This is a genomic window from Mesorhizobium sp. B2-3-15 (assembly GCF_006442875.1).
In the GTDB taxonomy this organism is placed as follows: domain Bacteria; phylum Pseudomonadota; class Alphaproteobacteria; order Rhizobiales; family Rhizobiaceae; genus Mesorhizobium; species Mesorhizobium australicum.
Window position 1 is genome coordinate 370,872 of sequence record NZ_VFVO01000003.1, and the last position, 18,289, is coordinate 389,160.

The following is an 18,289-nucleotide window of genomic DNA, read 5'->3' on the forward strand; positions in this document are numbered from 1 at the left end:
GCCCGGCCCATCTTGCATCGATCAAGGATGCGGTTTACGCCCCTCAAACCCAGCTTGAGGACGGACACCATGCTTGACATCAAATGGATTCGCGACAACCCGAAGGCCCTTGTCGAGGCGCTCACCAAGCGCTCGTGGTCGGCGGATGAGGCGCAGTCCACGGTCGACGGGCTGATCGCCAAGGACGAGGCGCGGCGCGAACATGTCACCGAGCTGCAGACCAGGCAGGAGCGCCGCAACGCCGCCTCGAAGGAGATCGGCAACGCCATGCGTTCGGGCGATGCCGCCCTTGCCGAGAAACTCAAGGCCGAAGTCGGCGAGATCAAGACCTTCATCCAGAACGGCGAGGCGCGCGAGCGCGAGCTCGACAAGGCGCTGAACGATGCGCTGGCGGTGCTGCCGAATGTGCCGTTCGACGACGTGCCGGTCGGCAAGGACGAGCACGACAATGTCGTCAAGCATGTCGTCGGCAAGGTGCCGACACGGCCGAACTGGGTGAAGGAGCATTTCGAGATCGGCGAAGCGCTCGGCATGATGGATTTCGAGCGCGCGGCGAAACTGTCGGGATCGCGCTTCACCGTGCTCAGGAGTGGCCTGGCGCGGATGGAACGCGCCATCGGCCAGTTCATGCTCGACCTGCACACGACGGAGCACGGCTATGAGGAAGTGATCCCGCCGCTGATGGTGAAGGACGACGTTCTGTTCGGCACCAACCAGTTGCCGAAGTTCGAGGAGGATCTGTTCTTCACGCCACATGGGGAGGGCAGGCTTGGCCTGATCCCGACCGCCGAGGTGCCGCTCACCAACCTCGTGCGCGAAGAAATCACGGCGCATGAAAAGCTGCCGCTGCGCTTCACGGCGCTGACGCCCTGCTTTCGTTCGGAGGCAGGCTCGGCGGGCCGCGATACGCGCGGCATGCTGCGCCAGCATCAATTCTACAAGGTCGAGCTGGTCTCGATCACCGACCAGGAATCCTCACTCGCCGAGCATGAGCGGATGACACAATGCGCCGAGGAAGTCTTGAAGCGGCTTGAGCTGCCGTTCCGGACCATGGTGCTCTGCACCGGCGACATGGGTTTTGGCGCGCGCAAGACCTATGACATCGAGGTCTGGTTGCCCGGCCAGAACGCCTATCGCGAAATCTCGTCCTGCTCTGTCTGCGGCGATTTCCAGGCGCGCCGTATGGATGCCCGTTACAAGGACAAGGATGGCAAGGGCAACCGCTTCGTCCATACGCTGAACGGTTCGGGCACCGCTGTCGGCCGCGCGCTCATAGCTGTCATCGAAAACTATCAGAATGAGGATGGCAGCGTAACCATTCCTGAAGTGCTGCGGCCTTACATGGGCGGCCTGGAAAAGATCGAATCGAAATAATGCGCATTCTTCTGACCAATGACGACGGCATCCATGCCGAGGGCCTGGCCTCGCTCGAGCGCGTCGCCCGCACCCTGTCCGACGATGTCTGGGTGGTGGCGCCGGAACAGGACCAGTCGGGCTATGCGCATTCGCTGTCGATCTCGGAGCCGCTGCGGTTGCGGAAAATCGGCGAGAAGCATTTTGCCGTGCGCGGCACGCCGACCGATTGCGTCATCATGGGCGTCAAGAAGATCCTGCCCGGTGCACCCGACCTGATCCTGTCCGGCATCAATTCGGGCGCCAACATCGCCGACGACGTGACCTATTCCGGTACCGTCGCCGGCGCCATGGAAGGCGCGCTGCTCGGTATCCGGTCGATAGCGCTCAGCCAGGGCTACAGCACTGTCGGCGAGGATCGCGTCGTCCCCTATGAGACCACCGAAGCGCTGGCGCCGGCACTGCTGAAGAAGCTCGTCGCGACGCCGCTGCCGGACGGCGTCCTGCTCAACGTCAATTTTCCCAACTGCCTTCCCGAGGAAGTGGCCGGCACGGTGGTCACCACGCAGGGCAAGCTGGTGCACAGCCTGTGGGTCGACGAGCGCCGCGACGGGCGCGGCCTGCCTTATTACTGGCTGCGCTTCGGCCGCGAGCCGGTCGAGGGCAAGCAGGGCACCGATCTCTTTGCCCTGCGCAACAGGCTGGTGTCTGTGACGCCGCTGCAGCTTGACCTTACCGCGCATGAGATCCGTGACCAGCTGAGCAAGGCGCTTGCATGAATCAGGGCTTTCCAATCGATGATCGCGAAGGATTTGCCGCTTTCCTGCTGCGCCTGCGCGGCAGGGGAACGGTGCCGAAGGCGCTGATCGCGGCTTTCGAGGCGACGCCGCGACGCGGCTTCCTGGCAGCGCAATACCACCAGATCGCCTGGTCGGACCGCATGCTGCCGATCGAATGCGGCGAAGCGATCGAAGGGGCGGATCTGCAGGCGGCGGTGATCGCCGCATTGGCCATTGAAACGGGAAACCGCGTGCTCGAGATCGGCACCGGTTCCGGCTACACATCGGCTGTCATGTCGCGGCTGGCGGCGCGGATCGTGACCGTGGATCGGTACAAGACGCTGGTCGAGCAAGCCAGGCAGCGTTTCGAGGCACTCGGCATAGGCAATGCCATCGTGCGGCAGGCCGATGGTTCCAACGGATTGCCCAATGAAGGGCCGTTTGACCGCATCGTCGCCTGGGCTGCATTCGACAGTTTGCCGCGCTTCCTGCTCGACCAATTGTCGAGCGGCGGCATCGTCATCGCGCCGATCGGGCCGGAGGAGGGCGAGCAGGTGCTGGCCAAGCTCACCAAGGTCGGCAGCCGTTTCGAGCGCGAGGATATCGGCCTCGTGCGGCTGCAGCCGATCCTGCGAAGCATTGCAGCGGTTATCTAGTTTCCGGCCGGCCGCCGGATCTCTTTCGGGCTCGCCATCGTGCCGCTGATCATCCCCAAATGTTTTAAGAAAATTTTCGTCGGATTCTAATGGGTTAACCGGCCAGTAACATTAACGCGCTTTAATCCTGTCCAGTTGGTGCAGCGTTTGTGCGGGTTAGTGCGATGCAACTCAGTGTTTTGAAGACAAATAGTCGCAATCTGGCGCGGGGCTGCGCTGTTCTGATGATTGCAGGCGCGGCGGCCGGGTGCAGTTCCCAGGCTTCGCGGTTCAACAGTGTCGACGACGTCTTCACGTCCTCGACCAACAATCAACGTGCCATCATCAACAAGCAGGATGCGGTGCAGCCTTATCCGGGCGATGTCTCGGCTGCTCCGCTTGATGGCAGCCACACGCAGTCGGTGAGCCGTTCCAGCCTCGATCCGGTTTCGAGCCGGCCTTTGCCGCCGCCGGCTTCCGCGCAGGCGCAGCCGGCTCCAGCGCTCGCGCCTGCCGCCAATCCGGTGCGTGTCGCATCGGCGCCGGCCTTGGTTCGGCCCGCTCCTCATGTCGACAGGACGACGACCGGCACTGTCGCGCCGGCCGCCAAGCCTTTCAAGAATGCCCAGCCCGACGAGCCGAGGATGGCCCAGGCAGGCACGCCGCACGCGACCGAAATCACCGTCAGGGACGGCGAGACCATTTCCGGCCTGGCGGCGCATTACAAGGTGCCGGCCGATGTCATCATGAAGGTGAATGGCCTGAGCCCGACCAAGGGGCTGAAGACCGGCCAGAAGATCGTCATCCCGGCCTATGCCTATTCGAGCAAGGCCGAGCCGAAGGTCGCCGACGCAAAGCCGGCAAAGGACGGCAAGCATGACCTGCCGGCCAGCGCGCCGGACAAGATGGCGGTGCTGCCGCAGCAGCCTAAGCTGAAGGAGGGCAAGTCCGCCGCCCAGGTCGATGCGTCGGCCACGGCGAACCAGCCCAAGGAACCCAAGCCGGCGCAGATGGCCAAGGCAACCGGCGCCGCCGGTACGTATACGGTCCAGTCGGGTGACACGATGTCCTCGATTGCCAGAAAGACCGGCGTCGGCGTGGTCGCGCTGAAGCAGGCCAACGGCATGAAGGACGGCATATTGAAAATCGGCCAGACCTTGAAGGTGCCGGGCGGCGGAACGGCGACGGTTGCCAGCGCCAAGCCGGCCAAGGTCGATCCGGTGACCACCGCGACAACGCAAGTCCCGGCAAAGGCCACGCCTTCGGAAACGCTGGCCTCCTACACGCCGCCGAAGAAGGACGCCAAGGTCATCCAGCAGGCCGAGGACGACGACGCGGTGGCACCCGATGCCACCGGCATCGGCAAGATGCGCTGGCCGGTGCGCGGCCGGGTGATCTCCGGTTTCGGATCCGGCAAGGACGGCGTCGATATCGCCGTGCCCACGGGCACGCCGGTCAAGGCGGCCGAGAACGGCGTCGTCATTTATGCCGGCGACGGCCTCAAGGAATTCGGCAACACGGTGCTGGTGCGCCACGAGAACGGCCTGGTCACCGTCTATGGCCATGCCAGCTCGATCGAGGTCCAGCGCGGCCAGAAGGTCAAGCGCGGCCAGGAAATCGCGCTCTCGGGCATGAGCGGCACGACGGATTCGCCGAAGCTGCACTTCGAAGTGCGCAAGAACTCCGCCCCGGTCGATCCGTCAGGCTATCTCGAATAGAAGAAAAAAAGCGATATGCGGGCCGCCTGACCTCCAGTCCAGCCCGCCGGCTCAGCCCGTTCCGCAAGGAGCGGGCTTTTTCAGTTCTGTCGAAGGCCGGCCCTCAAGCGCGGAGATGATCACGCAGCGTGTCGGCGATCATGACCTCAAGGCTGCTGGCCTTGATACCGAGAAGCACCTCGGCGTCGGAAGAATCCACCAGCAAGGGGTTCTCGAAAAGATAGCTCATCTCGATGAGCTCATGCATACCCAGTGCTTCCATCTCGGCAATCGAATAAGAACGGATTTCCGAGACCTCCTGTCGAAGCATCGCAGCGGTTTTCTGGATGAGCTCCCGGGGTGAGGCGTATTGCGAGGGGACGTGAAACGCCCGTCCCCATTCGCCCGTGTAGCGGGAAGCCGCGACCAGCGTCCTGGCGACGTCCTTGGTGAAGGCCCAGGCATGCGTCGCATCGAGGTTTCCAATGAAAGCCGTAGGCTTCCCTTCGATGATGGAGGGCAGGGCGACCAGCGAGAAGTAGCTGATCGCGCCGTGGCCGAGATAGTCGCTGGACCGCACTTCGATTGCCGGCACGTCGGCACGGGCGGCTCGCTGCCACATGATCGCCCTGGCCGTTCCCTTCTTCGAAGTAGGATCCAGGGACAGGTCGGAACGAAGCGGGCTATCGGCATTTTCCCCATAGCCATAGAGGTTGCCCAACACGATGAGTTTCGCGCCGACCGCTTCGGCCGCGCGCACGGTGCCGTCGATGATGGGGAAAAAATCGGTTGGCCACCTGTGATAGGTGGCCATGGCGCACATGAAGATGGCATCGGCGCCTTGGCAGACACGCGCGAGTTCCGACGCATCGGTAGCATCGGCCTGCATGGGCCGCACGTTCCGCAATGCGTTCGAGCCGACGCTTCGGCTGGTGAGAACGACATCATGTCCTTCCTCGCCAAGAAGGCGAGCGGTTTCGCGACCGACCGGGCCCGCTCCGACAACAACATAGAAACTCATGGTGTAACCTCTCGTCCAAGTTTGATGGAGAGGCGTGAGTACAGGTCGACGGCATTGAAAATCGCGCGGGAATTGCCAAATCTCGGACAGGTTTTGCCATGAATCGAGAGAGCATGCAGTCGCGATACGCTCCGGCTCAAGCCGTGTCCGATGTAACAATGGCCTCCCGGCATATCGAAGCCGGAGTCCACCGCCTGTCCCGGGCTCCACACCATCGCATCATGGTGCATGCCAGCGCGGCGACACGCTCCTACTGCGATCAGGTTGGGCGATATTTCGTCAGGCGCGCCGGGGATATCGACCTGGTGCCAGCCGGCCAGGAGGGCGGCTTCGAGGCCGAAACCCCGTTCGACACGATCGAGATTGCGTTGCAGCCAGCGCTGATGGAAAGGGTGGTGGCGGAGCTTGGCGGCAAGGGGCAAGCATTGCGGCTCGACACGCGCCACCTGCTTCGCGACCAGCGCATCGCACATCTCGCCTGGGCGCTCGAGAGCGAACTGAATGCAGATTCGCCAAGCGGCCCTTTGTTTGCCGACAGCATTGGCGCCGCACTGGCGGTGAGGCTGCTCGGCCTTGGTGAACCTGATATCGGTCGAACGAACCGTTTGTCGGATACCCAGCTCAAACGCGTGCTGGAGCACATCGAGGCGTCTCTTCACGAGCCGCTTTCGATTCATCGACTAAGCCGCGTTGCCGGCGCGAGCAGCTCCCATTTGCGGACATGGTTCAAAGTGGCGACGGGCGTCACCCTGCACCGCTATGTGTTACGGCGTCGCGTTGAACGCGCACGCGTTCTGCTGCAGCGAGGCGACCTCAGCACAAGCGAAGTAGCTGAAATGACGGGCTTCGCGCACCAGTCACACCTGGCGCATTGGATGCGCCGCGAGATCGGTCAAACGCCGCGCGATTTGCGACGGACGCCGCCCAAATGACGCTGTCGGTTGATCGGGTTGGCGGCGCGATCCATCGCCTCAATCCTTCAATGGCTTGCCGAGCCTGCCGGCCAGATCCTGGGTGAATTGCCAGGCGACGCGGCCTGAGCGGCTGCCGCGTGTGGTGGCCCATTCCAGCGCTTCGGCGCGCAACTGCTCGGGGTCGATGTCGAGGCCATGATGGCTGGCATAGCCGTTGACCATGTCGAGATATTCGTCCTGCGAGCATTTATGGAAGCCGAGCCACAGCCCGAAACGGTCGGATAGCGAGACCTTTTCCTCGACCGCTTCCGATGGGTTGATGGCGGTCGAGCGCTCATTGTCGATCATGTCGCGCGGCAACAGGTGGCGGCGGTTCGAGGTCGCGTAGAAGATGACGTTGGCCGGACGGCCCTCGACGCCGCCTTCGAGTGCTGCCTTGAGCGACTTGTAGGACGTATCGTCATGGTCAAAGGACAGATCGTCGCAAAACAGGATGACGCGGAAGGGGGCCGCCTTCAGCAGGCCCATCAGCTTCGGCAGCGTGTCGATGTCCTCGCGGTGAATTTCTATCAGCTTGAGTGGCAGGCCGGGCTTCGCCTTGGCATTGATCCGCGCGTGTACGGCTTTGACCAGCGACGATTTGCCCATGCCGCGGGCACCCCACAACAGGACGTTGTTGGCGGCGAAACCGGCGGCGAAGCGCTCAGTGTTGTCGACGAGGATGTCGCGGACGCGGTCGACACCGCGGATCAGGCCGATATCCACGCGGTTGACCTTGCGCACCGGCTCCAGATATCCGGGATCGGCCTGCCAGACGAAGCAGTCGGCCACGTTGAGGTCGGTTTCAGGCGCCGGCGGCGGCGCGAGGCGGCTGACCGCCTCGATCAGGCGGTCGAGTTTCTGGTTCAGGGCGTCGATGCTGGTATCGGTCATGTCGGGTCTTTTTTGCTTCGGTTTTTGCGGTGGCAGGTAGGTCCGGTTCGATTCCGGCGGTTTCGAAACCGGTTGCAACCATTTGTTCGAGCGTGATCTTTTCCGAAAACCGGCTCGCGGTTTTCGCGATCCTGCTCTAACACGGCTAAACAGGCCGGAAAAGCAGCCGATTTGCCCGGCCGCGCAGTTGCATTGACAACTTTACCGACTATATTCCGGCCAAATTTCTAGGGGCCGCCAAATCCCGCTTGATCGTTTGGTGGCTGTTTTTCAAAATTCAGGAGTACCTCGATGTTCGTGACACCGGCATACGCCCAAGGCATCGGCGGCGCCTCTCCCGATATGTTCATCAGCATTTTGCCGTTTGTCCTGATTTTCGTGATCATGTATTTTCTGATCATCCGCCCGCAACGCACGCAGCTGAAGAAGCGCGGCGAGATGCTGGCGGCGGTTCGTCGCGGCGACACTGTCGTCACCGGCGGCGGCTTTGTCGGCAAGGTGACGAAGGTGATCGACGACAACGAGCTGGAGATCGATCTTGGCGGCGGCACCAAGGTGACGGCGCTGCGCTCGACGATCGCCGATGTGCGAGTCAAGGGCGAACCGGTCGCCAACCAGAACGCCAAGAAATAACCAGATTCAAGGCGGAGCGATCCGCGGACACGCTCTGACGGACGACGCCCTATGCTTTATTTCTCGCGCTTCAAGATGATCCTGATCTGGCTGGCCGTGGCCGCCACAGTGATCCTCGCCGCGCCCAACCTGTTCCCCGCCAGCACGCTGGCTCAGCTGCCCGGTTGGGTGCCGAAGCGGCAGATGACGCTCGGCCTCGACCTGCAGGGCGGTTCGCACATCCTGCTGGAGATGAACCAGAACGATCTGATCAAGGATCGGTTGGAGACGACGCGCGACGAAATCCGCACACTGCTGCGCGATGCCAAGATCGGCTATACCGGTCTTGCCGGCACCGGCAAGACCCTGCAGGTCCGCATCACCGATCCCGCCCAGCTCGATGCCGCCAAGAAGGCATTGAAGACTTTGACCGATCCTGTCGCCGCCGGCTTGTTCACCGGCGGTTCCATCCAGGAAATGGCGCTCGATGATTCCGAGCCGGGCCTGCTCAAGTTCACCGTCACCGACGCCGGCATCAAATACCGCACGTCGACCGCGTTGGCACAATCGATCGAGGTGGTCGAGCGCCGCGTCAACGAACTCGGCACGACCGAGCCTATCGTGCAGCGGCAAGGCGAGGACCGCATCCTCGTCCAGGTGCCTGGCCTGCAGGATCCGCAGCGGCTGAAGGAAATTCTCGGCCAGACCGCGAAGCTGACCTTCCAGATGGTCGACCAGTCGATGCCGGTGCAGGACGCGCTCAAGGGGCGCCCGCCAGCCGGTTCGTCGGTGCTCTATTCCCAGGACGATCCGCCAGTTCCATACCTGATCGAGAACCGCGTTATCGTGTCGGGTGAAAACCTCGTCGACGCACAGGCGACGTACAATTCGCAGAACAACGAGCCGGTGGTTTCGTTCCGCTTCGATTCCAAGGGTGCCGCCCGCTTCGGCCAGGCCACCGCGCAGAACGTCGGCAAGCTGTTCGCCATCATCCTCGACAACCAGGTGATTTCGGCGCCGCAGATCCGTGAACCGATCCTTGGCGGCACCGGCCAGATCTCCGGCAATTTCACAGCCCAAAGCGCCAACGACCTCGCCGTGCTGCTGCGCGCCGGCGCGCTGCCCGCGACATTGACGGTCATCGAGGAGCGTACCGTGGGTCCGGGCCTGGGCCAGGATTCGATCCATGCGGGCAAGGTCGCGGGCATCATCGGTTCGATCCTCGTCGTGGCATTCATGTTCGTCGCCTACGGTTTCCTCGGCTTCCTCGCCAATATCGCGCTGGCGGTGCACGTGGCTATGATCGTCGGGCTGCTGTCGCTGCTCGGCGCGACGCTGACCTTGCCCGGTATTGCCGGTATCGTGCTGACCATCGGCATGGCGGTCGATTCCAACGTGCTGATCTACGAGCGTATCCGCGAGGAGCGACGCGCCGGCCGCTCGGTGATCCAGGCGATCGACACCGGCTTCTCGAAGGCGCTGGCGACCATCGTCGATTCCAACGTCACCTCGCTGATTGCGACAGTGGTGCTGTTCTATCTCGGTACCGGACCCGTGAAGGGCTTTGCCATCACCTATGCCATCGGCATCCTGACCACGGTCTTCACCGCTTTCACCTTCACCCGCCTGCTGGTGTCGATCTGGCTGCGCCGCGCACGTCCGAAGGAACTGCCGCGCGCACCGGTGACTTTCGTTCCGCCGGGCACGAAAATTCCGTTCATGGGTATCCGCCGGTGGACGTTCGCGCTGTCCAGCACATTGTCGATATTGTCCGTCGTGTTGTTCATGAGCGTCGGCATCAATTACGGCATCGACTTCAAGGGCGGTTCCCTGATCGAGGTGCAGTCGAAGAGCGGCGATGCCAATATTGGTGACATCCGCAGCAGATTGACGGAACTGAACATCGGCGAAGTGCAGGTGCAGCAGTTCGGTGCACCCAACGACGTGTTGATCCGCGTCGGCACGCAGGATGCCGGTGAAAATGCCGAGCAGACCGTGATCGACAAGGTGCGCGGCGAGCTGCAGGATCAGTATAATTTCCGTCGCGTCGAAGTGGTGGGCCCGACGGTTTCCGGCGAGTTGGCCAAGCAAGGCACGATCGCCATGATCGTCGCGCTGGCCGGCATCCTGATCTATGTCTGGTTCCGCTTCGAATGGCAGTTCGCGGTCGGCGCCATTGTCGCGACAGTGCACGATGTGGTCATGACGCTCGGTTTCTTCGTCATCACCGGGCTCGAGTTCAACCAGTCGTCACTGGCGGCGATCCTGACCATTATCGGTTATTCGCTGAACGACACGATCGTGGTCTATGACCGCGTCCGCGAGGATCTGCGAAAATACAAGCGAATGCCGTTGCCGCAGCTGTTGAACAACGCCATTAACGAGACGTTGTCGAGAACGACGCTGACGTCCGTGACGACCAGCTTGGCGCTGCTGGCGCTGGTGCTGTTCGGCGGCGAAGTGATCCGCTCCTTCACGCTGGCGATGCTGTTCGGCGTCGTGTTCGGCACGTATTCGTCGATCTTCATCGCGGCGCCGTTGCTCATCCTGTTCAAGCTGCGGCCGCAGGCTTCGGCCGACGAGGAAAAGCCGGTCAGCGGCGGCAAGGCCGTCGCGACCTGACGCGCGGCCCCGAGGGGTGATAGAGTGATGGCCGGCAAAGGCATCATCATCCGCGAGGCGCATTTCCCCGGCCGCGCGCCGATCGAGGCCTATGGCAATGGCGGCTTCCGCTTTGCCGACATGTCGCATCGCGGCTCTCTCATGTGCCTGCCCACAGGCATCCATGGTTGGGAGCCGGCAAATCCCCTGGCGCTGACTGTCGCGGATTTCGACAGGCTGCTCGCCGAGGCCGACAAGGTCGAGATCCTGCTGGTTGGCATGGGTCGGGATCTCAGGCCGTTGCCGGCGGCACTGCGGGCCGCGCTGAAGGATGCCGGCATAGCGTCCGACCCGATGTCGACTGGGGCAGCAGTGCGGACCTACAATGTCCTTCTGGCTGAAAACCGCGCCGTGGCAGCCGCGCTCATCGCTGTCGATTGATATGTCGCAGAATACTGAAATCGTCATGGATGCGGTGCGCGTCGCCGACCATGATCGGTATCTCACCGCGCTCTACGCGCCGGCCGACAAGCGCAAGGCGCTGTTTTCGCTGTACGCATTCAATGCCGAGATATCAGGCATTCGTGACCGCATCCATGAGCCTTTGCCCGGGGAGGTCCGGCTGCAATGGTGGCGCGATGTCATCGCCGCCGGCGGCGAGGCGGGCGCGGGCCATCCTGTTGCCGAAGCCTTGAACGCCACCATTGCGGCGTTCAAGCTGCCGAAACTGGCCTTTGAGAACATGCTCGAAGCACGCATCTTCGATCTCTACGACGATCCGATGCCGTCGCGCACCGATCTGGAAGGCTATTGCGGCGAGACGGCAGCCGCGCTGATCCAGCTTGCGGCAATGGTGCTCGATCCTGTCGAGGCGCCAAGGTTCGCCGAACTGGCCGGCAGGGCGGGCTGCGCGCAGGCAATGACGGGCCTTTTGCTTCTGTTGCCGCTGCACCGCGGGCGCGGGCAGTGTTTTGTCCCGGCTGACATCTTGGCGGCGGCGGGCTCGTCGCCGGAAGAGTTTATTGCCGGCGATGGCGGTCCTGGTGCCCAGCGCGCCGTGGCCGCGATGATCTCGCTGGCGCGCGAACATCTTTCCGCCTTCGAACGGGGTGCTGCCGCGCTGCCGGGGTCGTTGCGTCCGGCATTCCTGCCGCTGGCGCTGTCGCGCGCTTATCTCGACAAGATGGAAGGCTCGCGCCAGGCCCCGCTCGGGGGCGTGGCACGGCTATCGGCGTTGCGCCGACACTGGCTGCTGCTGCGCCATGCGGGCAAGGGCTGGCCGACACATTGACGTAAACGTCAATCGTGTTAAGAAGTCCGCCTGCCGAGAACTGTCGCCTAAGACGACAGGCTGGCCCGGAGGAGATTCCCGTTCATGAGCTTGCCCGTGCTGGTCGTGATCGTCGTTCTGGGCATCGCGCTGTCGGTAGCCGCCGTGCATTTCACCGGCGGCAGCAATATGGTCACTCTGACCGGCGCGGATCAAGCCACGGGCCGTTTCGCAGAGGACTTTCCCGACGAGATTGTGACCGCGGTTCGACTAACCGCGGACAGCCGATCCGCTTTTCTCGATCTTGGCCATGGCCGCACGGGCATCGTCCACGGTATCGGCGACTGCTTTCTGACCCGCGTCGTGACGCCTCGGGACGTCGTTGTGTCCAAAACTGACGAGACGGACACGATCCAGCTGCGGCTGACGGACTTCACCTGGAAGGGCGGCCGCTTCCGCTTCGCCAATGCCGCCGACGTGCAGGCCTTGCGGAACGCTCTTGGGCCGCGAGACACGAGTTCCGGGAAGGAGGCAGCGTGATGGACAGCTACGAGTTTCCGCAGGTCACCCAACTGGCCATTCCGTTTTTTGTCGCCGCGATCCTGATCGAGCTCTGGCTGGTGCGGACCGGTCGCGCCAAGGGCTCGTTCGAGACCCGCGACACGCTGACCAGCCTGATGATGGGCACCGGCAACGTCGTCGCCGGGCTGCTGCTCGGCGTCGTGTCCTACTGGGCGCTGTTGTGGCTATGGCAGTTCCGGGTCTTCAATCTCGGCCTGTCGGTTTGGGTGTTCCTGGCGGCCTTCCTGCTCGATGATCTGCGCTACTACGTCTACCACCGCATCGCGCACCGGGTGCGCTGGGTGTGGGCGGAGCACGTCAACCACCATTCCAGCCAGCACTACAATTTGTCGACGGCGCTCAGGCAAAGCTGGACCGGCCTGTTCACCTTCATGTTCGTGCTGCAGGCGCCGCTGGTGCTGCTCGGCTTCCATCCGGCGGTGATTGCCTTCACCTTCGGTTTCAACCTGGTCTGGCAGTTCTGGATCCACACCGAGACGATCGGCAAGATGTGGAACTGGTTCGAGTTCATCTTCAACACGCCCTCGCACCACCGCGTCCACCACGCCACCAACCCGCGCTATCTCGACGCCAACTATGCGGGCACGCTGATCATATGGGACCGCATGTTCGGCACCTTCGTCGAGGAGTTGGAAGAGGACCGGCCGCGCTACGGTATCGTGAAAAATCTCGGCACTTTCAATCCGCTGAAAGTGGCGTTCCACGAATGGATCGGCATGTTCAGGGATGCCTTCGCGCCGGGGCTGATAGTGAGCGAGCGACTGAACTACCTGATCAAGCCACCAGGCTGGAGCCATGACGGCTCACGCGAAACTTCGGAGACGCTGAAGGCTGCTTATGTCAGGCGAAATCCTGCGGAGGCGGGCAAGCCAGGCTTGCCGTTAGCGACCGCCGAGCCGGCCGAGTAGCTGTCCGGTCAAGAGGGTTTGTCGCTATCGCGCATCAGCGCTTCGTAGTCGCGGCCGCCGTAGAAGATGTTGACGATGTGAACGACATCGCTTTCGACCACGTAGGCTATAACAGCGGAGTGTTCGAAAGGAACCGTCCTCAGTCCCGGCGCGATGTCATCACGCGGGCGACCGCCACGAGGGACGTTTCCAACGCCCAGGCAGCGTTCCTTGATCCGGTCGACGAAACCGTTGGTGATGCTTTCGCTTCCGCTGCTCTCAAGCACATAGGCGGCGATAGCCTCGAGGTCGGATATAGCTCCTTCGCTAAGAACGACGGCGAGACGCTGAATCATCATTGTCTCGCGCCAGTTGCGAAATGCGGTTCTTTACTCTGTCGATTGCCTCATTGAGCGGAACGGCGGGTCTCGTATCCTCGATCGACGCCTTCACACGCGCCCTGATCGAGGCCATGCGCTCGGCGTGTTCCTCTTCTTCGCGTTGGAAAGCGCGAAGAGCTGCGCGGATAACCTCGCTGGCCGAGCCGAACGAACCGTCCTCGACTCTTTCGCGGATCATGCGTGCCATCGCGGGTGTGACGGTGACGGATAGTTTCTCGGCTGCTTCCATGGAACGGCTCCGCTCGGCGTAAAGTAGGATAGTATCCTACTTTACGCCGAGCGTCCAATCAGGCCGCGAGCTTATTCGGCAGCCTCAGCCGTCTGCGCCGGCACACCCAGCCATTCACGGCAGTCTTGCAGGGCACGCGAGGTGATGGCGTGGCGCTTGGCGACGGTCTTGTCCTTGCCGCGCATGCGCTTGCCCTCGCTCTTCGGCGCCTCGACCGGCGGGAACAGGCCGAAATTGACGTTCATCGGCTGGAAAGAGCGTTTGCCCGGCTCGTCGTCGGAAACGATGTGGCCACCGGTGATGTGGTTGAGCAGCGCGCCGAAGGCGGTGGTAAGCGGCGGTAGCGATGGTGCATGGCCGAGCCGCTCGGCCGCGGCGAAGCGCCCGGCGAGCAGGCCGATGGCGGCGCTCTCGACATAGCCTTCGCAGCCGGTGATCTGGCCGGCGAAGCGCAGGCCGGGTCGCGACTTCAGCTGCAGCGAGGCGTCCAGCAAGGTCGGCGAGTTGATGTAGGTGTTGCGGTGCAGGCCGCCAAGGCGGGCGAAGTCGGCGTTTTCGAGGCCCGGAATGGTGCGGAACACGCGCACCTGTTCGGCGTGCTTCAGCTTGGTCTGAAAGCCGACCATGTTGTAGAGCGTGCCCAGCGCATTGTCCTGCCGCAACTGGACGACCGCATAGGCCTTCACCGTCGGATTGTGCGCATTGGTGAGGCCCATCGGCTTCATCGGTCCGTAGCGCAGCGTCTCGACGCCGCGTTCGGCCATGATCTCGATCGGCAGGCACCCGTCGAAATAGGGCGTGCCTTCCCATTGCTTGAACTCGGTCTTCTGGCCGTCGACCAGCGCCTGCACGAAGGCGAGGTACTGATCCTTGTCCATGGGACAGTTGATATAATCCTTGCCGGTGCCGCCAGGCCCGACCTTGTCGTAGCGCGACTGGAACCAGCAGGTATCCATGTCGATCGTGTCGAAATGGATGATCGGCGCGATGGCATCGAAGAAAGCGAGCGCATCGGCGCCGGTCGCTTCGGCGATCGACTGGGCAAGCGACGGCGCGGTCAGCGGCCCGGTGGCGATGATCGCCTGGTCCCACTCCGCCGGCGGCAGGCCGGGAACTTCCTCGCGCTCGATGGTGATCAGCGGATGTGCCTCGAGCTTTTTCGTCACTGCGTCGGAAAAACCATCGCGGTCGACGGCCAGCGCGCCGCCTGCCGGCACCTGGTTGGCGTCGCCGGCGCTCATGATCAGCGAGCCGGCCAGCCGCATTTCGGCATGCAGCAGGCCGACGGCGTTGTTTTCGGCGTCGTCGGAGCGGAAGGAATTGGAACAGACGAGTTCGGCCAGGCCATCGGTCTTGTGGGCATCGGTGCCGCGAACCGGGCGCATTTCATGCAGGATGACGGGAACACCGGCCTCGGCCGCCTGCCATGCCGCTTCGGAACCGGCGAGGCCGCCGCCGATGATATGGATTGGATTTTTGCTCATGGCCGCCGGAATAATCGCTTGCCGCGGCGATTGCAATTGTCGCGTGGCGGTAACGCGAAACGCCTGGTCGGGAACACCTGCCCCTGAATACAACGACACCCGCCGGGGGAGGAGGTCCGGCGGGTGTCGTTTTGGGGGTCGACCCTCAGGAGGAGGTGAAGGCCGACCGATTCATCATCGCCGGGGAGGAGGTCGGCTCAGACGAAATTCTCTTCGCATTTTTAGAGAGGGCGAAACCTCTGGGGTAAAATTCGTTTGTCCCGGGGAAACAGCGCCCGCCGCGGGAGGAGGTGCGGCGGGCGCCGTTTGGGTGGCCAACCTTCGGGAGGAGGTGAAGGTTGGGCCTATTCGTCATCGCCGGGGAGGAGGTCGGCTCAGACGAAATTCTCTTCGCATTTTTAGAGAGGGCGAAACCTCTGGGGCAAAATGCTTTTGCCCCGGGGAAACAACGCCCGCCGCGGGAGGAGGTGCGGCGGGCGCCGTTTTGATGGTCAACCCTTGGGAGGAGGTAAGGGCGGACCGAATTCGCTTGGGTCGGGGAGGAGGTCGACCCCAGCGAAATTCCTTGGTTAGATCGCCTGGCGGGCGATGATCTTGATTTCGTCGCGGACGATACCGAGATCATGCAGCTGGCGGTTCGAAAGGCGACCCAGCTCGGTAACCGTCTCGCGATAAACGCGCCAGTTACGATAGTTGCGGATCAAGTTCATTGTCGTTCTCTTTTTCAAAACTGGTTCGGACCATTCGCGGCCCGAAGGATTAGACCGCCTTGCGAGCGACGTAAGGGATGTCGCTGCGGCTGATGCCGAGGTCGGTCAGTTCACGGTTGCTCAGGCGGCTCAGCTCGGAGACGGTGTCCCGGTAGCGGCGCCAGTTGCGGTAGTTGCGGATCAGGTTCATGGTAGTTCTCGTTTCGTCTTTCTTGCGGATCATTCCGTTTGTGTACGAACCATAAGTAGGGGGACCCATATCGATTTAAAAGCGCTATGGCTGCATGGCAGCAATGCAAATTGTGCAATGCAACATTAACGCGGTTTCACCGACCCGACACAAAGAAGCCAGAATCAGAAAGTGCCGTGACGTCAACGGTTTGGGCTGATCGGCTGAAAAAAGACCAACTGGGGGAGAAGGGGAATGGCGGGCTATTCATCACGACTAAGGTCCGATATCGCGCGGTGGCGGCAGGCAGGCCTGATCGACGCCGCCACAGCCGATTCCCTGACCCGTGACGTCGACGCCAACGGCCGCCAGTCGCTCAGCTTCGGCTCGATCCTCGCGATGATGGCAGCCCTGCTCTTTGGAGCGGCCATCCTGATCTTCGTCGCCGCCAATTGGGAAGCGATCCCGCGGCTGGCACGGGTGGCCGCGCTGTTCGCCGTTATCCTTGGCGGCTATGTCGGCGGGGCGGTGCTGAAGACGCGCGACCATGCGGCGATCGGCGAAGCCCTGTGGGTCGTGGCGGCGGCCGCGTTCGGCGCTTCGATCGCGCTGATCGGGCAGATGTACCATTTGTCCGGCGACGAGGCTTCCGCCCTGGTTACCTGGGGCGCCGGCACGGCATTGGCGGCGGTGGCGCTGCGCTCCAACGCGCTGACCGTGACAGCGATCGGTATCGCCGATGCCTGGCTGTTCCTGAAAGGGTTCGACTATTACAGCCGTAGCGAGTTTCCGCACGCCTTCATCGTCATGGCGGTGGTGCTGTTTGCCGTATCGTTCTGGACCCGCAGCCAGCCGGCGCGGCATCTGATCATCCTGTCGCTGCTTTTCTATTTGGTGCTCCTGGCCATGGATCACGCGACACTGCCGGTAGCGATCCCTCTGGTCATCGTCTCCGTCGCGCTTTTCGCAGCTGCCGTTCTTGCGCCGGAACCGGTCGACAGGATCGTGCAACTCGGCGGTCGTTTGCCCCTACACGCGCTGCTCGGCTTCCTCACCGGCCTGGCCATCATCCAGTTCGAACTGGCTGACGAGAGCACCTACAACAGCGGTTTCGTCATCGCTTCGGTCGTCGCATTGGCGGGGATCGTCGCGGCTGTCGTGTTCGCAGGCCGTGAGAGCCGCGGGCTGCGCTGGCTGGCCTATCTCGGCTTCGCCTTCGAACTCGCCATCATTTATGTCGTGACGCTTCAGTCGATGCTCGACACCGCCGGCTTCTTCCTCGCCGCCGCGCTGCTGCTGGGCGTGCTTGCGATCGTCATCATCCGCGTCGAAAAACGCATGAAGGGTCCGGCCATTGGGGGAGCCACGGCATGATGACCGGGAAGAGGCTTGTCATCTCGGCGCTGGTGCTGGCGCTCGTCCAACTCGGTTTTCTCAGTTGGATCATTGCCAGCCGTGCGGCGATCCTGCGTAACGGCAAGGAAGTGCTGCTGAAGATCCAACCAGTCGATCCGCGCGACTTGCTGCGCGGCGACTATATCGTCCTCGGCTATGACATCTCGCGCATACCGGTGAAAATGATCGCCAACATTGCGTCCGACAAACAGTCCAGCGACGACACCTCGATCGTGGTCCGGCTGAAGAAGGGCGCCGACGGCTACTGGACGCCGACCGCCGCCTGGTTCGGCACGGCACCGACGCCGGCCGCCGCGGACGAAGCCGACATTTCGGGCCATGTCGCCGCAGGTTGGGATCTTCGCGGCGAAGGCATGACGATCGCGCCGGATTACGGCATCGAGCGCTTCTATCTGCCCGAAGGCGAGGGGATGGCGATCCAGAGCGACATGCGGGTGCGCCCGTTCGGGATCAAGCTGGCGCTCGCCGCCGACGGCACGGCGCAGATCAAGGCGCTGATGGATGGCGACAAGACGCTTTTCGAGGAGCCGCTCTATTAGGTCGTGGGACGCGCGATAACGACGCCGGTCCTCTTCGCCAGGTCTCGCAGGACGCTC

At 62.8% G+C, this 18,289-nt stretch carries 20 protein-coding genes; 13 read left to right on the top strand and 7 right to left on the bottom strand.

The genetic code is table 11. The features are described 5' to 3' along the window. Positions 1–69 precede the first annotated feature (69 nt). The 4 genes from serS to FJ954_RS08980 all read left to right on the top strand — a co-directional run bounded on the left by serS (position 70) and on the right by FJ954_RS08980 (position 4,485). Positions 70–1,374, top strand: a complete 1,305-nt coding sequence (gene serS, locus FJ954_RS08965) for a serine--tRNA ligase (RefSeq protein ID WP_140661117.1) — start codon at positions 70–72, stop codon at positions 1,372–1,374. Further along, entirely contained in the window at positions 1,374–2,132 is a 759-nt protein-coding gene (gene surE, locus FJ954_RS08970) for a 5'/3'-nucleotidase SurE (protein WP_140661118.1), read from the top strand. The genes serS and surE overlap by 1 nt, the downstream gene beginning before the upstream one ends. Further along, positions 2,129–2,788 (top strand): protein-L-isoaspartate(D-aspartate) O-methyltransferase, encoded by a 660-nt coding sequence (locus tag FJ954_RS08975; RefSeq protein ID WP_015317538.1) that lies wholly within the window; start codon positions 2,129–2,131, stop codon positions 2,786–2,788. The genes surE and FJ954_RS08975 overlap by 4 nt, the downstream gene beginning before the upstream one ends. 164 nt (positions 2,789–2,952) lie before the next feature. Beyond that, positions 2,953–4,485, top strand: coding sequence for a peptidoglycan DD-metalloendopeptidase family protein (locus FJ954_RS08980; protein WP_140661119.1), 1,533 nt, complete (start codon positions 2,953–2,955; stop codon positions 4,483–4,485). Between the two features lie 103 nt (positions 4,486–4,588). On the opposite strand, the gene FJ954_RS08985 is transcribed toward FJ954_RS08980, so the two are convergent. Further along, the gene (locus FJ954_RS08985) at positions 4,589–5,485 is read right to left on the bottom strand and encodes an NAD-dependent epimerase/dehydratase family protein (protein ID WP_140661199.1); all 897 of its coding nucleotides are present in this window, start codon (positions 5,483–5,485) and stop codon (positions 4,589–4,591) included. Between the two features lie 113 nt (positions 5,486–5,598). Between FJ954_RS08985 and FJ954_RS08990 the strand changes: the two genes are divergently transcribed. Then, complete coding sequence (locus tag FJ954_RS08990; protein ID WP_140661120.1) at positions 5,599–6,417, top strand: AraC family transcriptional regulator; 819 nt, start codon at positions 5,599–5,601, stop codon at positions 6,415–6,417. Positions 6,418–6,456: 39 nt separating this feature from the next. Here the strand turns inward: FJ954_RS08990 and FJ954_RS08995 are convergent, their stop codons facing one another. Continuing rightward, positions 6,457–7,332, bottom strand: coding sequence for an ATP-binding protein (locus tag FJ954_RS08995; protein ID WP_015317542.1), 876 nt, complete (start codon positions 7,330–7,332; stop codon positions 6,457–6,459). Positions 7,333–7,623: 291 nt separating this feature from the next. Between FJ954_RS08995 and yajC the strand changes: the two genes are divergently transcribed. From yajC to FJ954_RS09025, 6 genes are all read left to right on the top strand, one after another. Further along, positions 7,624–7,965 (top strand): preprotein translocase subunit YajC, encoded by a 342-nt coding sequence (yajC, locus tag FJ954_RS09000; RefSeq protein ID WP_010909882.1) that lies wholly within the window; start codon positions 7,624–7,626, stop codon positions 7,963–7,965. 51 nt (positions 7,966–8,016) lie between these two features. Further along, positions 8,017–10,566, top strand: coding sequence for a protein translocase subunit SecDF (gene secDF / locus FJ954_RS09005; protein ID WP_140661121.1), 2,550 nt, complete (start codon positions 8,017–8,019; stop codon positions 10,564–10,566). A 27-nt stretch (positions 10,567–10,593) separates the two neighbouring features. Further along, positions 10,594–10,986 (top strand): Mth938-like domain-containing protein, encoded by a 393-nt coding sequence (locus FJ954_RS09010; protein ID WP_140661122.1) that lies wholly within the window; start codon positions 10,594–10,596, stop codon positions 10,984–10,986. Between the two features lies 1 nt (position 10,987). Beyond that, the gene (locus tag FJ954_RS09015; protein WP_181177785.1) at positions 10,988–11,836 is read left to right on the top strand and encodes a phytoene/squalene synthase family protein; all 849 of its coding nucleotides are present in this window, start codon (positions 10,988–10,990) and stop codon (positions 11,834–11,836) included. Positions 11,837–11,932: 96 nt separating this feature from the next. Continuing rightward, on the top strand, positions 11,933–12,355 hold the full coding sequence (locus FJ954_RS09020) for a hypothetical protein (RefSeq protein WP_246681033.1): 423 nt from the start codon (positions 11,933–11,935) through the stop codon (positions 12,353–12,355). Next, positions 12,355–13,305, top strand: coding sequence for a sterol desaturase family protein (locus tag FJ954_RS09025; RefSeq protein ID WP_181177780.1), 951 nt, complete (start codon positions 12,355–12,357; stop codon positions 13,303–13,305). Before FJ954_RS09020 ends, FJ954_RS09025 begins: the two co-directional genes overlap by 1 nt. 8 nt (positions 13,306–13,313) lie before the next feature. Here the strand turns inward: FJ954_RS09025 and FJ954_RS09030 are convergent, their stop codons facing one another. The 5 genes from FJ954_RS09030 to FJ954_RS09050 all read right to left on the bottom strand — a co-directional run bounded on the left by FJ954_RS09030 (position 13,314) and on the right by FJ954_RS09050 (position 16,298). Then, positions 13,314–13,640, bottom strand: coding sequence for a type II toxin-antitoxin system RelE/ParE family toxin (locus FJ954_RS09030; RefSeq protein ID WP_140661125.1), 327 nt, complete (start codon positions 13,638–13,640; stop codon positions 13,314–13,316). Then, on the bottom strand, positions 13,612–13,914 hold the full coding sequence (locus FJ954_RS09035) for a type II toxin-antitoxin system ParD family antitoxin (RefSeq protein WP_015317549.1): 303 nt from the start codon (positions 13,912–13,914) through the stop codon (positions 13,612–13,614). The genes FJ954_RS09030 and FJ954_RS09035 overlap by 29 nt, the downstream gene beginning before the upstream one ends. A 71-nt stretch (positions 13,915–13,985) precedes the next feature. Beyond that, positions 13,986–15,398, bottom strand: a complete 1,413-nt coding sequence (gene trmFO, locus FJ954_RS09040; RefSeq protein WP_140661126.1) for a methylenetetrahydrofolate--tRNA-(uracil(54)-C(5))-methyltransferase (FADH(2)-oxidizing) TrmFO — start codon at positions 15,396–15,398, stop codon at positions 13,986–13,988. 569 nt (positions 15,399–15,967) lie between these two features. Further along, the gene (locus tag FJ954_RS09045; protein ID WP_013531314.1) at positions 15,968–16,108 is read right to left on the bottom strand and encodes a DUF1127 domain-containing protein; all 141 of its coding nucleotides are present in this window, start codon (positions 16,106–16,108) and stop codon (positions 15,968–15,970) included. 49 nt (positions 16,109–16,157) lie between these two features. Then, positions 16,158–16,298: a DUF1127 domain-containing protein gene (locus tag FJ954_RS09050; RefSeq protein WP_013531315.1), complete on the bottom strand. Its 141-nt coding sequence runs from the start codon at positions 16,296–16,298 to the stop codon at positions 16,158–16,160. A 234-nt stretch (positions 16,299–16,532) separates the two neighbouring features. Here FJ954_RS09050 and FJ954_RS09055 point away from each other — a divergent pair, with 234 nt between their 5' ends. Then, positions 16,533–17,651 (top strand): DUF2157 domain-containing protein, encoded by a 1,119-nt coding sequence (locus FJ954_RS09055; RefSeq protein WP_140661127.1) that lies wholly within the window; start codon positions 16,533–16,535, stop codon positions 17,649–17,651. After that, positions 17,648–18,232, top strand: coding sequence for a GDYXXLXY domain-containing protein (locus FJ954_RS09060; RefSeq protein WP_140661128.1), 585 nt, complete (start codon positions 17,648–17,650; stop codon positions 18,230–18,232). Before FJ954_RS09055 ends, FJ954_RS09060 begins: the two co-directional genes overlap by 4 nt. Positions 18,233–18,289 lie beyond the last annotated feature (57 nt).

Coding starts and splice junctions, on each gene's coding strand:
- serS (WP_140661117.1), top strand. CDS start 70: ATGCTTGACATCAAATGGATTCGCGACAACCCGAAGGCCCTTGTCGAG.
- surE (WP_140661118.1), top strand. CDS start 1,374: ATGCGCATTCTTCTGACCAATGACGACGGCATCCATGCCGAGGGCCTG.
- FJ954_RS08975 (WP_015317538.1), top strand. CDS start 2,129: ATGAATCAGGGCTTTCCAATCGATGATCGCGAAGGATTTGCCGCTTTC.
- FJ954_RS08980 (WP_140661119.1), top strand. CDS start 2,953: ATGCAACTCAGTGTTTTGAAGACAAATAGTCGCAATCTGGCGCGGGGC.
- FJ954_RS08985 (WP_140661199.1), bottom strand. CDS start 5,485: ATGAGTTTCTATGTTGTTGTCGGAGCGGGCCCGGTCGGTCGCGAAACC.
- FJ954_RS08990 (WP_140661120.1), top strand. CDS start 5,599: ATGCAGTCGCGATACGCTCCGGCTCAAGCCGTGTCCGATGTAACAATG.
- FJ954_RS08995 (WP_015317542.1), bottom strand. CDS start 7,332: ATGACCGATACCAGCATCGACGCCCTGAACCAGAAACTCGACCGCCTG.
- yajC (WP_010909882.1), top strand. CDS start 7,624: ATGTTCGTGACACCGGCATACGCCCAAGGCATCGGCGGCGCCTCTCCC.
- secDF (WP_140661121.1), top strand. CDS start 8,017: ATGCTTTATTTCTCGCGCTTCAAGATGATCCTGATCTGGCTGGCCGTG.
- FJ954_RS09010 (WP_140661122.1), top strand. CDS start 10,594: ATGGCCGGCAAAGGCATCATCATCCGCGAGGCGCATTTCCCCGGCCGC.
- FJ954_RS09015 (WP_181177785.1), top strand. CDS start 10,988: ATGTCGCAGAATACTGAAATCGTCATGGATGCGGTGCGCGTCGCCGAC.
- FJ954_RS09025 (WP_181177780.1), top strand. CDS start 12,355: ATGGACAGCTACGAGTTTCCGCAGGTCACCCAACTGGCCATTCCGTTT.
- FJ954_RS09030 (WP_140661125.1), bottom strand. CDS start 13,640: ATGATTCAGCGTCTCGCCGTCGTTCTTAGCGAAGGAGCTATATCCGAC.
- FJ954_RS09035 (WP_015317549.1), bottom strand. CDS start 13,914: ATGGAAGCAGCCGAGAAACTATCCGTCACCGTCACACCCGCGATGGCA.
- trmFO (WP_140661126.1), bottom strand. CDS start 15,398: ATGAGCAAAAATCCAATCCATATCATCGGCGGCGGCCTCGCCGGTTCC.
- FJ954_RS09045 (WP_013531314.1), bottom strand. CDS start 16,108: ATGAACTTGATCCGCAACTATCGTAACTGGCGCGTTTATCGCGAGACG.
- FJ954_RS09050 (WP_013531315.1), bottom strand. CDS start 16,298: ATGAACCTGATCCGCAACTACCGCAACTGGCGCCGCTACCGGGACACC.
- FJ954_RS09055 (WP_140661127.1), top strand. CDS start 16,533: ATGGCGGGCTATTCATCACGACTAAGGTCCGATATCGCGCGGTGGCGG.
- FJ954_RS09060 (WP_140661128.1), top strand. CDS start 17,648: ATGATGACCGGGAAGAGGCTTGTCATCTCGGCGCTGGTGCTGGCGCTC.